Source organism: Citrobacter braakii (assembly GCF_002075345.1).
Lineage (GTDB): Bacteria > Pseudomonadota > Gammaproteobacteria > Enterobacterales > Enterobacteriaceae > Citrobacter > Citrobacter braakii.
Genome location: NZ_NAEW01000003.1, coordinates 379,921 through 392,414, shown reverse-complemented (window position 1 = coordinate 392,414; position 12,494 = coordinate 379,921). Strand labels below are relative to the sequence as shown.

13 protein-coding genes and 2 tRNA genes are annotated in these 12,494 nt (G+C 50.6%); 2 read left to right on the top strand and 13 right to left on the bottom strand.

The features are described from left to right. The 13 genes from BZK42_RS09050 to cydA form a co-directional block, all read right to left on the bottom strand. Positions 1-76, bottom strand: a tRNA-Val gene (locus BZK42_RS09050). 26 nt (positions 77-102) lie between these two features. Continuing rightward, positions 103-178: transfer RNA gene (locus BZK42_RS09045), tRNA-Lys, on the bottom strand. A 165-nt stretch (positions 179-343) separates the two neighbouring features. Then, positions 344-1,132, bottom strand: coding sequence for a cell division protein CpoB (gene cpoB / locus BZK42_RS09040; RefSeq protein ID WP_080859019.1), 789 nt, complete (start codon positions 1,130-1,132; stop codon positions 344-346). A 9-nt stretch (positions 1,133-1,141) separates the two neighbouring features. Beyond that, entirely contained in the window at positions 1,142-1,660 is a 519-nt protein-coding gene (gene pal / locus BZK42_RS09035) for a peptidoglycan-associated lipoprotein Pal (protein ID WP_003022983.1), read from the bottom strand. Positions 1,661-1,694: 34 nt separating this feature from the next. After that, positions 1,695-2,987 carry a Tol-Pal system beta propeller repeat protein TolB gene (tolB, locus tag BZK42_RS09030; protein ID WP_003022981.1) on the bottom strand — a complete coding sequence of 431 codons (1,293 nt, stop codon included), beginning with the start codon at positions 2,985-2,987 and terminating at the stop codon, positions 1,695-1,697. Positions 2,988-3,114: 127 nt separating this feature from the next. Further along, positions 3,115-4,371, bottom strand: a complete 1,257-nt coding sequence (gene tolA, locus BZK42_RS09025) for a cell envelope integrity protein TolA (protein WP_016152313.1) — start codon at positions 4,369-4,371, stop codon at positions 3,115-3,117. A 64-nt stretch (positions 4,372-4,435) separates the two neighbouring features. Then, positions 4,436-4,864 (bottom strand): colicin uptake protein TolR, encoded by a 429-nt coding sequence (gene tolR, locus BZK42_RS09020; RefSeq protein WP_003022978.1) that lies wholly within the window; start codon positions 4,862-4,864, stop codon positions 4,436-4,438. Positions 4,865-4,867: 3 nt separating this feature from the next. After that, positions 4,868-5,560: a Tol-Pal system protein TolQ gene (gene tolQ / locus BZK42_RS09015; RefSeq protein ID WP_016152312.1), complete on the bottom strand. Its 693-nt coding sequence runs from the start codon at positions 5,558-5,560 to the stop codon at positions 4,868-4,870. Continuing rightward, complete coding sequence (gene ybgC / locus BZK42_RS09010; RefSeq protein WP_003831439.1) at positions 5,557-5,961, bottom strand: tol-pal system-associated acyl-CoA thioesterase; 405 nt, start codon at positions 5,959-5,961, stop codon at positions 5,557-5,559. The genes tolQ and ybgC overlap by 4 nt, the downstream gene beginning before the upstream one ends. Positions 5,962-6,291: 330 nt before the next feature. Next, positions 6,292-6,585: a cyd operon protein YbgE gene (gene ybgE, locus BZK42_RS09005; RefSeq protein WP_016152311.1), complete on the bottom strand. Its 294-nt coding sequence runs from the start codon at positions 6,583-6,585 to the stop codon at positions 6,292-6,294. Continuing rightward, on the bottom strand, positions 6,585-6,698 hold the full coding sequence (cydX, locus tag BZK42_RS09000) for a cytochrome bd-I oxidase subunit CydX (protein ID WP_003022970.1): 114 nt from the start codon (positions 6,696-6,698) through the stop codon (positions 6,585-6,587). The genes ybgE and cydX overlap by 1 nt, the downstream gene beginning before the upstream one ends. 14 nt (positions 6,699-6,712) lie before the next feature. Beyond that, positions 6,713-7,852 carry a cytochrome d ubiquinol oxidase subunit II gene (gene cydB, locus BZK42_RS08995; RefSeq protein WP_047359469.1) on the bottom strand — a complete coding sequence of 380 codons (1,140 nt, stop codon included), beginning with the start codon at positions 7,850-7,852 and terminating at the stop codon, positions 6,713-6,715. 15 nt (positions 7,853-7,867) lie between these two features. Next, positions 7,868-9,436 carry a cytochrome ubiquinol oxidase subunit I gene (gene cydA, locus BZK42_RS08990; protein ID WP_016152309.1) on the bottom strand — a complete coding sequence of 523 codons (1,569 nt, stop codon included), beginning with the start codon at positions 9,434-9,436 and terminating at the stop codon, positions 7,868-7,870. A 1,218-nt stretch (positions 9,437-10,654) separates the two neighbouring features. On the opposite strand from cydA, the gene glmS reads away from it, so the two are divergent. Together glmS and glmL are read left to right on the top strand one after the other, a co-directional pair. Continuing rightward, the gene (gene glmS / locus BZK42_RS08985) at positions 10,655-11,104 is read left to right on the top strand and encodes a methylaspartate mutase subunit S (protein ID WP_016152308.1); all 450 of its coding nucleotides are present in this window, start codon (positions 10,655-10,657) and stop codon (positions 11,102-11,104) included. Further along, a complete protein-coding gene (gene glmL, locus BZK42_RS08980) occupies positions 11,104-12,492 on the top strand; it encodes a methylaspartate mutase accessory protein GlmL (RefSeq protein ID WP_047497777.1) in 1,389 nt (462 codons plus the stop codon). The genes glmS and glmL overlap by 1 nt, the downstream gene beginning before the upstream one ends. Positions 12,493-12,494: the final 2 nt, after the last annotated feature.

Sequence of the window (12,494 nt, the reverse complement as noted above, 5' to 3'; positions counted from 1 at the left end):
TGGTGGGTGATGACGGGATCGAACCGCCGACCCCCTCCTTGTAAGGGAGGTGCTCTCCCAGCTGAGCTAATCACCCGATACTACGCTGGATACTGCATTAAGTGGTGGGGCGTGCAGGATTCGAACCTGCGACCAATTGATTAAAAGTCAACTGCTCTACCAACTGAGCTAACGCCCCACTTTTTTCGCCGCTTTCGGGCTGTTTGATATCCCTTGGCAACGGCGGCATATATTACTGATTTCAGATTTTAGCGCAACAAAAATTTCGATGTAAATAACTCAACTGCTTAGGAATCACACGACACGACCAGAAATAACACGATTTCTGGTCGCATGGTGGTCATTACATCGCGCCAAGGCGTTTTTGCGCTTGTTTCGCGCCATCAGTGCCAGGATATTTAGTGATAACCTGCTGATAAACCGCTTTAGCTTTTGCTGTGTCACCTTTGTCCTGCATGATGACGCCGACTTTATACATCGCGTCTGCAGCCTTAGGTGATTTTGGGAAGTTTTTAACTACCGAAGCAAAATAGAACGCAGCATCATCTTTTTTACCCTTGTTGTAATTCAACTGACCCAGCCAGTAATTCGCATTGGGCAGGTAAGTAGACTCCGGGTACTTTTTGATGAAGTTCTGGAATGCTTCAATCGCATCATCCTGGCGGGATTTATCCTGCACCAGAGCAATCGCTGCATTGTAATCGGTATTCGCATCGCCAGTTTGCACGGGAGCCCCTGACGTTGCTGCAGCTCCCGCATCAGGTGCAGGGGTTGCCGCCCCACTCTGATCGCCACCTGTAGACTGTGCCGCAGGCGCACTACCGCTGCCAAGATTATTCATCTGCAGCAATATCTGCTTCTGTCGCTCAACAACCTGATTCAGTTGATATTGATTTTCCTGAATTTGACCACGCAGGGAATCGATATCGGACTGATTATCGGAGAGTTGTTGCTGGAGTTGGGTTAAAAGCTGACTGTGAGCGTTAGAAATACGCTCGAGTTGAGTGACACGGTCTTCGACCGAGCCTGAGCCGACACTACTGATTGGCGCCTGTGCAAAAGCGGCCCAGGGGGCCGCTATGCCAACCAGTAACGACAGACTCAACAGGTGATGTCTGAAGTTACTGCTCATGCAATTCTCTTAGTAAACCAGTACGGCGCGACGGTTTTTGGCGTAAGCCGCTTCGTCATGACCCAGTACTGCAGGTTTTTCTTTACCGTAAGAAACGATGGAGATCTGGTCAGCAGAAACGCCTTTACCCTGCAGGTACATCTTAACGGCGTTCGCACGACGCTCACCCAGGGAGATGTTGTACTCAGGAGTACCACGTTCGTCCGCATGACCTTCTACGGTGACTTTGTAAGACGGGTTGCTACGCAGGAAGTTAGCGTGAGCATCCAGCATTGCAGCGAAGTCAGAACGGATATCGTACTTGTCCAGATCGAAGTAAACGATGTTGTTCTGCTGCAGCTGTTGCATCTGAAGACGCGCTTGCTCTTCAGAAGACATGTTGCCGCTGCCGTTTGCATCCATACCAGTGCCGGCACCCAGCATGCCTTCGCTGCCGTCATTGCTGGCGTTCTTGTTAGAAGAACACGCTGCAATAGCCATAACAGGCAGAGCAATCATCAGCCCTTTCAGCACTTTGTTCAGTTGCATTTCAATGATTCCTTTATTAATCAATTATTTATTATCACAGATACGGCGACCAGGCAGGGAATTTAACCTGACCATCAGTTGCCGGAAGACGCGCTTTGAAACGCCCATCTGTAGAAACCAAATTCAGCACGGATCCCATCCCCTGAGAAGAGCTGTAGATTACCATAGTGCCGTTAGGTGCCAGACTTGGCGTTTCATCCAGGAACGTTGACGACAGGACTTGTACGCCACCCGCTACCAGATCTTGTTTGGCAATGTGCTGCTGACCATTGGCTGAGCTTACCATTACCATAAACTTACCGTCGCTGCTCACATCCGCATCCTGGTTTTGCGAACCTTCCCAGGTAATACGCTGCGGAGCACCGCCGTTGACGTTAACTTTATATACCTGCGGACGACCGGCCTGGTCAGAGGTAAAGGCCAGGTTTTGGCTGTCCGGGAACCAGGTAGGTTCCGTGTTGTTGCTGCGACCATCCGTCACCTGACGGATCTGACCGGAACCAATGTCCATGACATACAGGTTCAGACTACCGGTTTTAGACAGGGCAAACGCCAGTTTGCTGCCATCCGGAGAAAACGCAGGTGCACCGTTGTGACGTGGGAACGACGCTACCTGACGAACCGCGCCATTAGACAACGTCTGAATAACCAGCGCAGAACGACCGCTTTCGAAAGTGACGTATGCCAGCTTTGAACCGTCCGGAGACCATGCCGGAGACATCAGCGGCTGCGGAGAACGGTGTACCACGAACTGGTTGTAGCCATCGTAGTCGGATACACGTAATTCGTACGGGAACTGGCCGCCGTTCGTCTGAACAACATAAGCGATACGGGTACGGAATGCACCTTTAATACCGGTCAGTTTTTCAAACACTTCGTCACTTGCAGTATGGCCCGCGTAACGCAACCACTGCTTGTTCACTTTATAGGTGTTCTGTGCCAGTACGGTACCCGGTGCGCCACCGGTATCTACCAGTTGATATGCAACGCTGTAGGAACCATCCGGATTAGGCGTAACCTGACCTACTACCACGGCATCAATACCCAGCGCAGACCATGCGGCAGGTTGAACTTCCTGTGCGGTACCCGGCTGCTGCGGCAGGCGAGAACGGTCTAACGGATTAAATTTACCGCTGTTACGCAGGTCAGCGCCTACGATACCACCGATATCTTCAGGTGCAGCACCCGGCCCTGCCCACTGGAATGGGACAACACCAATCGGGCGTGCCGAGTCCACCCCCTGGGTGATCTCGATACGTACTTCTGCGTGCAGCACCGCTGCCCACAGCATCAGAAAACCAAATGCTACTCGTAATGCCTGCTTCATCATATCTCCCTTATCTGGACGGAAAGCCCACGATAATTTAGCAGAATGTTAACAAACTCAAATACACAAAACTACCAGAACGCTGTCTCAACCTTAGACCGTTTCCCCTGAATTCTCAGGGACGTTATTACAGTTTGAAGTCCAGCTTGGCATCTTTTACTTTTTCATAAACAGCCTGGCTAGGCGGTTTAGGAATTCTGGCTGTTTTCGCAGCCGTCAGCGCAGCCTGGCACAATGCCGGATCTCCGCCCTCTTCGGTCACATCCAGTAACAGACCATCGGGTGCTAACTTGATATGTAATACGCAAGATTTACCCGCATACAAATCGGCACCATACAGACGGCTCTGGATCGCATTACGAATTTGAGATGCGTAAGCACTGATATCAGCGCCAGATGCACCGCCATTTGCACCACTTGTACCACTATCTTTCGCCGGTTGACCGTTTCCTTTCGCTCCACCACCCGATTTCGGTGCATTCTTACCGGAGCTTAAGTCGCCCAACAAGTCGTCAACGCCAGAGGCTGCAGCTGCTTTTTCGGCCGCAGCCTTTTTCGCAGCCGCCGCTTTATCCGCCGCAGCTTTCTTATCGGCAGCGGCTTTCTCGGCTGCAGCTTTTTTGTCTGCTGCTGCTTTTTCCGCTGCGGCTTTCTTATCAGCCGCAGCCTTTTCAGCAGCGGCAGCTTTCGCGGCAGCGGCTTTTTCTGCTTTCTCCGCAGCAGCTTTCTCGGCTGCTGCTTGCTTAGCGGCTTCAGCCTGAGCTTTCTTCGCGGCGTCTGCGGCAGCCTTAGCAGCTTGTGCTTCGGCAATTTTCTTCGCATCAGCGGCGGCTTTAGCGGCTTCAGCCTCTGCTTTTTTCTGTGCGTCCGCAGCGGCCTTCTTCGCGGCATCTGCCGCTTGTTTCGCCTGAGCATCAGCTTTGGCCTTCGCGTCTGCAGCAGCCTTCGCCGCAGCTTCTTCAGCCTGTTTCTGTTGCTCTTGCGCTTTCGCGGCGGCGGCTTCGGCCTGTTTCTGCTGTTCCGCCTGTTCGCGCACTTTTTCCTGCGCGGCTAAACGTTCTTTTTCAAGTTGCTTCAGTCGCTCTTGCTCGGCCGCCTGCTTCTCGCGAAGTTCCTCAGCTTGCTGCTGCGCCTGTTTTTCACGCTGCTCTTCTGCACGTTTAGCACTTGCCTGCTGTTGCTGCTGCCTGTCGTACTGTTGCACAACGGCGCCAGGATCGACCATAACGGCGTCGATGGACGAACCGCCACCGCCGCCGGCTGAAGCATCAATGTGCTCATCGAACGAACTCCAGATCAGCGCTGCAAATAAAATGACATGCAGCACCGCTGAAATAATTATCGCCCTTTTGAGCTTGTCGTTTTGTTCGGTTGCCTTTGACACTCTCGGTTCCCAAAAAACTGTTCGCCTGTTACGCGCTATCTTTCAAGCCAGCAAAACGCAGTCATCAGATTGGCTGCGTCATCAAGCCAACCGATTTTACGCCTGCACTGTGTAACAAGTTCAGCGCTTTAATTATTTCATCATAAGGCACGTCTTTCGCACCACCGATTAAAAAGACCGTTTTCGGATTGGTCTGCAGGCGACTTTTCGCTTCCGCGATAACCTGCTCCGGCGGCAGTTGATCCATACGATCTTTCTCAACGACCACGCTGTATTGCCCTATCCCGGAAACTTCAATAATGACCGGCGGTTCGTCGTTACTGCTGACAGCTTGCGATTCGGTCGCATCCGGCAGGTCGACTTCCACACTCTGCGTAATAATCGGCGCGGTTGCCATAAAGATCAGCAACAGCACCAGTAGTACGTCGAGCAGCGGCACAATATTGATTTCGGACTTGAGTTCGCGACGACCTCGTCCACGCGTTCTGGCCATGGCTTACCCCTTGTTGCTCTCGCTAACGGTAAACGCCTGGCGGTGCAGAATCGCGGTGAACTCTTCCATAAAGTTGTCGTAATTCAGTTCCAGCTTGTTCACGCGCTGATTCAGTCGGTTGTAAGCCATAACCGCCGGGATTGCCGCAAACAGACCGATAGCCGTTGCAATCAACGCCTCCGCGATACCCGGTGCGACCATTTGCAGCGTTGCCTGTTTTACCGCGCCTAACGCGATAAATGCGTGCATGATCCCCCAAACGGTACCGAACAGACCGATATACGGGCTGATGGAGCCGACGGTGCCGAGGAATGGAATATGCGTTTCCAGCGTTTCCAGTTCACGGTTCATCGAGATACGCATCGCACGGGATGCCCCCTCAACGACCGCTTCCGGCGCATGACTATTCGCCCGATGCAGACGCGCAAACTCTTTGAATCCGCTGTAGAAAATTTGTTCCGAGCCCACCAGATTATCACGACGCCCCTGGCTTTCCTGATACAGGCGCGACAATTCAATGCCGGACCAGAACTTGTCTTCAAATGCTTCGGCTTCACGTGAAGCCGCATTAAGAATACGGGTCCGCTGGATAATAATGGCCCAGGATGCGATTGAGAAACCAATCAAAATCAACATGATAAGTTTAACCAGAAGGCTTGCCTTCAGGAACAAATCAAGGATATTCATGTCAGTCACTGCTTAAACTCCGCGACAATAGACTTGGGAAGCGCACGAGGCTTCATTTTGAGTGGATCAACGCAAACAATCAGAACTTCGGCTTCATTCAGCACGGTGTTCTCTGCGTTGACAATGCGTTGCGTGAAAACCAATGAGGTGCCACGCATTGACGTAATTTCGGTTTGGACTTCGAGCATATCGTCGAGTCGGGCAGGCGCAAAATACTCCAGCGTCATCTTGCGCACCACAAAGGCTACACGTTCGGCCAACAGGACCTGCTGACTGAAGTGATGATGACGCAGCATTTCTGTGCGTGCTCTTTCGTAAAAAGCGACGTAGCTGGCGTGGTAAACCACTCCACCGGCATCGGTGTCTTCATAGTAGACACGAACCGGCCATCGAAACATATACTTGTTCATTCTTACTGCCTCTTTGTTGGCTTCGCCCACTCACACCGGTCGCTTAACTTTGTAAGCGCCTGGTGACTCGCGTTCTTGCCGCCGCGATGCTTCAAGAATGTCGTTGTATATCGCGCTGTATTCACTTTACATCCCGGTAATGCAATTAAGTTGCGTCCTGATGGTCCAGTGTCGCCACCGCACACAACTCCAGGGCACAACCTTAGGTTAATGCTTTCAAACTTCGCTACTATACGCGCGGGAATGGTGGTTTGGAATGGGGGAAAGTAAACGGAGAGTAAAAATTTATGGGCTTATGCAAGCCCATAAATATTTAAGGATGTTTCTTATTCAAAAGAAGAAGAAAATCAGACCAACAACCAGGACGATATCTGCGATTAGCGGGCAGAAAATGCCCTGCCAGTGTACGGCGCGAGGACGAAAACCAACGCCGTGAATGATGCCTGCGCAGACCGCCCACATCAGCAGGAGACCATGCCAGATTTCCAGCTCACTGGTTTTGGCCGCGAAACGTGACGGATCCCAGAATATGCAGCCAGCCAACACGATTGCCAGCACAAAGGAAAGCGCCCGCAAGGGGCGCTTGTCCATCGCGTTATACTGCATCGCGATAATGTTGGTCATCAGCTATCTTCTTGTCCGGCTTTGCCTGATTCAACGTGCTCAAGCGCCAGCGCTGTGATTATCCCAAATGCACAGGCAAGAAGCGTTCCCAAAATCCATGCGAAATACCACATTTTAAGCTCCTTACTTAGTACAGAGAGTGGGTGTTGCTTTCAATATCTTCTTTGGTGATGCGACCGAACATCTTCCAGTAACACCAGCCGGTGTACAGCAGAATGATCGGAACGAACACACAAGCTACATACGTCATCAGATTCAGCGTCAGCTGGCTGGACGTTGCATCCCACATGGTCAGACTTGCGTTCATCATGGTGCTGGATGGCATCACAAACGGGAACATTGCGATACCAGCCGTCAGGATGATGCAGGCTAACGTCAGTGAAGAGAAGACGAACGCCCATGCCCCTTTCTCCATACGAGAAGTCAGGATGGTCAACAGCGGCAGAACCACGCCCAGTGCAGGAACCAGCCACAGGATAGGTGCATTGTTAAAGTTCACCATCCATGCGCCAGCCACGCGAGCCACTTCTTTGGTCAGCGGGTTAGAGGCGGCATGATGATCCAGTGCTGAGGTCACAACATAACCGTCAATACCGTAAATCACCCACACACCAGCCAGCGCGAAGCAGACCATAGTGACCAGTGCCGCAACCTGCGACGTTGTACGCGCACGCAGATGCAGTTCACCTACCGTACGCATCTGCAGATAGGTCGCGCCCTGGGTGATGATCATCCCAACACTCACGACACCCGCCAGCAGACCAAACGGATTCAGCAACTGGAAGAAGTTACCGGTGTAGTACAAACGCATGTAGTCGTCTACGTGGAACGGAACCCCTTGCAGCAGGTTGCCGAACGCCACGCCAATAACCAGCGGTGGAACGAAGCTACCAATGAAGATGCCCCAGTCCCACATGTTGCGCCAGCGCATGTCTTCAATCTTGGAGCGGTAATCAAAACCGACCGGACGGAAGAACAAAGACGCCAGTACCAGGATCATCGCCACATAGAAACCGGAGAACGCAGCGGCATACACCATCGGCCAGGCAGCGAACAGTGCGCCACCCGCGGTGATGAGCCAAACCTGGTTACCGTCCCAGTGCGGGGCGATGGAGTTAATCATAATTCGACGCTCGGTATCATTACGACCGAGGAAACGGGTGAGCATGCCCACCCCCATGTCGAAGCCATCAGTGACCGCGAAACCAATCAGCAGAATGCCAACCAGCAGCCACCAGATAAAACGCAATACTTCATAATCGATCATTTGACGACTCCTGTCTTAGCGTGCCGGCTGAGAAGTCACAGTGGACTGCTCGTAGTGATAACGACCGGTTTTCAGGCTACTCGGCCCAAGGCGTGCGAACTTGAACATCAGATACAGTTCAGCCACCAGGAACAGGGTATACAGGCCGCAAATCAACAGCATCGAGAAGATGAGGTCGCCAGCGGTCAGCGAAGAGTTCGCTACGGCTGTTGGTAACACTTCACCAATCGCCCACGGTTGGCGGCCGTACTCTGCAACAAACCAACCGGATTCAATGGCAATCCACGGTAGAGGAATCGCATACAGCGCGGTGCGCAGCAGCCATTTTTTCTCACCGATACGGTTACGAATCACGGTCCAGAAGGACACTGCGATGATTGCCAGCATCAGAATGCCGCACGCCACCATAATACGGAAAGCGAAGTAGAGCGGCGCAACGCGAGGAATAGAATCTTTCGTTGCCTGCTGAATTTGCGCTTCGGTCGCGTCGGTGACGTTATCCGTATAGCGTTTCAGCAGCAGACCATAACCCAGGTCTTTCTTCATGCTGTTGAACTGGTCGCGAACGGCCTGATCGGTAGTACCCGCACGCAGTTCTTCCAGCAGTTGATACGCTTTCATCCCGTTACGGATGCGCTCTTCGTGCTGCACCATCAGGTCTTTCAGACCAATGACCGGTGTATCAACAGAGCGGGTGGCAATGATGCCCAGCGCATAAGGAATTTGAATCGCAAAATGGTTTTCCTGCGCATCCTGGTCCGGAATACCGAACAGGGTAAAGGAAGCCGGTGCAGGCTGCGTTTCCCATTCTGCTTCAATAGCAGCGAGTTTGGTTTTCTGCACGTCGCCCATTTCGTAACCGGATTCATCACCCAGAACGATAACAGACAGAATAGCAGCCATACCAAAGCTGGCGGCGATTGCAAAAGAACGTTTAGCAAACGCGAAGTCACGACCGCGCAGCATATAGTAGGAGCTGATCCCCAGAACGAACATCGCGCCACAAACATAACCAGATGCCACAGTGTGAACAAATTTCACCTGTGCTACCGGGTTGAGCACCAGTTCAGAGAAGCTCAGCATCTCCATGCGCATGGTTTCAAAGTTGAAATCCGCGGCGATTGGGTTTTGCATCCAGCCGTTCGCAACCAGAATCCACAGTGCGGACAGGTTAGAACCCAGGGCCACCAGCCAGGTGACGCACATATGCTGGACTTTACCCAAACGGTCCCAGCCGAAGAAGAACAGACCTACAAAGGTGGATTCGAGGAAGAAGGCCATCAAACCTTCGATCGCCAGCGGCGCACCGAAAATATCCCCTACATAGTGGGAGTAGTAAGACCAGTTAGTCCCGAACTGGAACTCCATGGTCAGACCGGTTGCCACACCCAGAGCGAAGTTGATACCAAACAACTTGCCCCAGAACTTGGTCATATCTTTATAAATCTGTTTGCCGGAAAGGACGTAGACCGTTTCCATGATGGCCAGCAAGAACGCCATACCTAGCGTCAGTGGCACAAACAGGAAGTGGTACATCGCGGTCAAGGCAAACTGTAAGCGCGACAGTTCGACTATATCTAACATCATGACTCCTTGCTCATCGCATGAAGACTCCGAGAGTGAACCCCGTTAGAAAGGGTCACACGCATGCCCCAATACAAATTTATCTGCTTCCCTCCGCCGCTGCTCTTTCTTCTCAATTGAAGAAAGGACAATGATGAAAGGTTACAAACATGTTAATAAAACACTCAAATTGATCCCGCAATTATATTACGCCGTAAAATCCTTACAATAAACAGGTTTTTATCGAGGTAAATTTGCATTTTTCGATAGTGATCAATTTATAGCTAATTTATCACTTTCAGACCAATTTGATCTGCAGCAATTTAACCTCTTTTGAGGCTGTTTACCAAGTTTTAAACATTGATTTAAATCAATTTTCAAATTTAATGTTAATAGTGTTTAACAGTCAGGCGACTAGTGAACGCCATGTTAACGGTATGTTTTTCAATGAGTAATTGCCGTTACTACAAATGATAGGATATTTATTTAAATCTACACGATCTTTTAACCCGCCCGACTGACAAAATTGCCAGCAGATAAAGAGTCACTATTGCTGGGTAGCTCACAGTTTTTTGTTTAGCAAGTCATGGAATTGTTATTTCACACAAATTATTCATTTAAATTTTACTTATAATTAACACCAAGATGTAACTATCTCAAATGGAAGCGAAAGCGTCCCTCATTGACAGACGCATTGGGTTTGACGTTCCTCAGCACAGCGCAGGCGTTTCGCTTAAAGCATCACTGAAAGTTATCACTCACTTCTCTTTTTCTCTTATGTGGCAACGTTTAAATATGCCACAAACAATTCATTATCATTTTTATCTTAAATTTAACAAAATATAATTATGTCATATAAGATTAAACAATAAAAAACCGTTATCCCGCTCACAAGTTATTTAGTAAAGGTAATTTTTTAAATTATAAAAAATGACGCATAAATGAGGCGCACAACAAAATAAGATTTCGATCACAAACATGGCAAGTCATTTATTCTTCATTTTCCTGGTAAATTAAAAAAACCCGCAAAAACAACATTCAACTACCTGATAAACAAGGATTTTTATTAATAAAAAATATAACAATCATTTTGCGCAGGATATTTTGAAAATAGATCAATTGCTTCCTTTTCCGCTTACACAGAAACTCCGACCCTATTAAGAGGTTGTCACAAACCATGTTCTAAATATTAGAAAATAATTTTCACTTATTGACCATCAGCCCTACAGAGGATTACCCATGAAGAAATCTACACTTGTTATTGGCGTCATCGGTGCTGACTGCCATGCAGTAGGTAATAAAGTTCTGGATCGCGTTTTTACTGCTCATGATTTTCACGTAATCAACCTCGGGGTGATGGTGAGCCAGGATGAATATATTGATGCCGCGATTGAAACAGGCGCCGATGCCATCGTGGTGTCCTCTATCTACGGTCATGGCGACATTGACTGCCTCGGGTTACGTGAGCGCTGCATCGAACGCGGCCTCGGCGACATTCTGCTGTACGTCGGTGGCAACCTGGTAGTTGGTAAACATGACTTCGGCGATGTGGAAGTGAAGTTTAAGGAGATGGGTTTTAACCGCGTCTTCGCACCGAGCCACGACCTGGAAGATGTCTGCGCGCTTATCACCAATGATATTCGCCAACACAATGGCCTCGAGCAGCGTTGCCTGGAAGAGGCTATCTGATGCAAACAGTTTCTGTCGATATCGGCTCGACATGGACCAAGGCTGCCCTCTTCGCCCATGAAGGCGAGGAATTAACCCTGGTAAACCATGTCCTGACCCCAACCACCACACATCATCTGGCAGACGGTTTTTTTGCCAGCCTGAATCAGGTGCTGAACGTTGCCGATGCTCGCCCGTTACTGAAAAGTGGTGAAGTGCAGTTGAAATACTCCTCCTCGGCCAAGGGTGGGCTCGCTGTTGCAGCAATGGGGCTGGTGCCTTCCATTACGCTGGAATCAGCAAAAGTTACCGCCCATTCGGCAGGAGCGAAAATCGCGCAATATTATTCGTACAAACTGAACCGGCATGACATCCAGGAACTGGAATCATCACCGCCAGATATTCTGTTGTTTACCGGCGGTACAGACGGTGGCGAAGAAAGCTACGGCCTGGCGAATGCGCATGCGCTGGCAGGCTCAACGCTTGATTGCGCCATTATCTACGCCGGAAACCGGGACATTCAGGACGAAATACAAACGATTCTGGGACATAAAGATCTGACCACGGTAGACAACATTCTGCCTGACCTCGATCACCCGAATCCGTTTGCCGCGCGCCAGGCGATTTGCGATGTGTTCTTGTCACGCATTGTCAAAGGTAAAGGTCTGGACGTCATCGTCGGCGAAACCGGCGAAGAGCCAATGCCGACGCCATGGACGGTATATGAGTTAGTCAAAGCCATTAGCGATTACGACAGCGCATGGAAGGAATTCATGCTGATTGATATGGGCGGAGCCACCACGGATGTCTATTCGGCCAGCGCGAATACCCTCTCCCCCGATACCGTCCTGCATGGTGTTCCTGAACCGTTCGTCAAACGTACCGTTGAAGGCGACCTGGGAATGCGCGTTTCCGCCGTCGTGGTGGGAGAAAGTACGCAGGATATGGTGAAAGTCATCTTCGCCCAACAACCGCAGCGCGAGGAAGCGTTTTACCGCTACCTGCGTCATCTGGTTGGGCAACCGGATTACCTGCCGCTCAGCGAGGAGGAGAAATATTTCGACACCCTGCTGGCAGGTTTGTGCGTGGGCTATGCCGCTGAGCGCCACGCGGGCACTAAAAAGCAGGTTTGCACCTGCGTGGGTAACGTGGATTTACAGATGGGTCGCGATCTCACCACCGTACGCAAAGTCGTCGGTTCAGGGGGATGGCTCTCTCGCGCCAGCCAGTTCGATATCCATAGCTGGCTCAAATACCGGGAGCTGGACGACCAGGGTAAAAGAATTTTGTTACCGAATCAGTTTGAGTATTACCGCGATTCAAATGGCCTGCTCCCGCTACTGGCAAACGTCGCCAGGCTGTACCCGCAAGCCGCTGCTCGCACCAGCATTCAGTGTTTAACCCTATAAAA

Coding starts and splice junctions, on each gene's coding strand:
- cpoB (WP_080859019.1), bottom strand. CDS start 1,132: ATGAGCAGTAACTTCAGACATCACCTGTTGAGTCTGTCGTTACTGGTT.
- pal (WP_003022983.1), bottom strand. CDS start 1,660: ATGCAACTGAACAAAGTGCTGAAAGGGCTGATGATTGCTCTGCCTGTT.
- tolB (WP_003022981.1), bottom strand. CDS start 2,987: ATGAAGCAGGCATTACGAGTAGCATTTGGTTTTCTGATGCTGTGGGCA.
- tolR (WP_003022978.1), bottom strand. CDS start 4,864: ATGGCCAGAACGCGTGGACGAGGTCGTCGCGAACTCAAGTCCGAAATC.
- ybgC (WP_003831439.1), bottom strand. CDS start 5,961: ATGAACAAGTATATGTTTCGATGGCCGGTTCGTGTCTACTATGAAGAC.
- ybgE (WP_016152311.1), bottom strand. CDS start 6,585: ATGACCAACATTATCGCGATGCAGTATAACGCGATGGACAAGCGCCCC.
- cydX (WP_003022970.1), bottom strand. CDS start 6,698: ATGTGGTATTTCGCATGGATTTTGGGAACGCTTCTTGCCTGTGCATTT.
- cydB (WP_047359469.1), bottom strand. CDS start 7,852: ATGATCGATTATGAAGTATTGCGTTTTATCTGGTGGCTGCTGGTTGGC.
- cydA (WP_016152309.1), bottom strand. CDS start 9,436: ATGTTAGATATAGTCGAACTGTCGCGCTTACAGTTTGCCTTGACCGCG.
- glmS (WP_016152308.1), top strand. CDS start 10,655: ATGAAGAAATCTACACTTGTTATTGGCGTCATCGGTGCTGACTGCCAT.
- glmL (WP_047497777.1), top strand. CDS start 11,104: ATGCAAACAGTTTCTGTCGATATCGGCTCGACATGGACCAAGGCTGCC.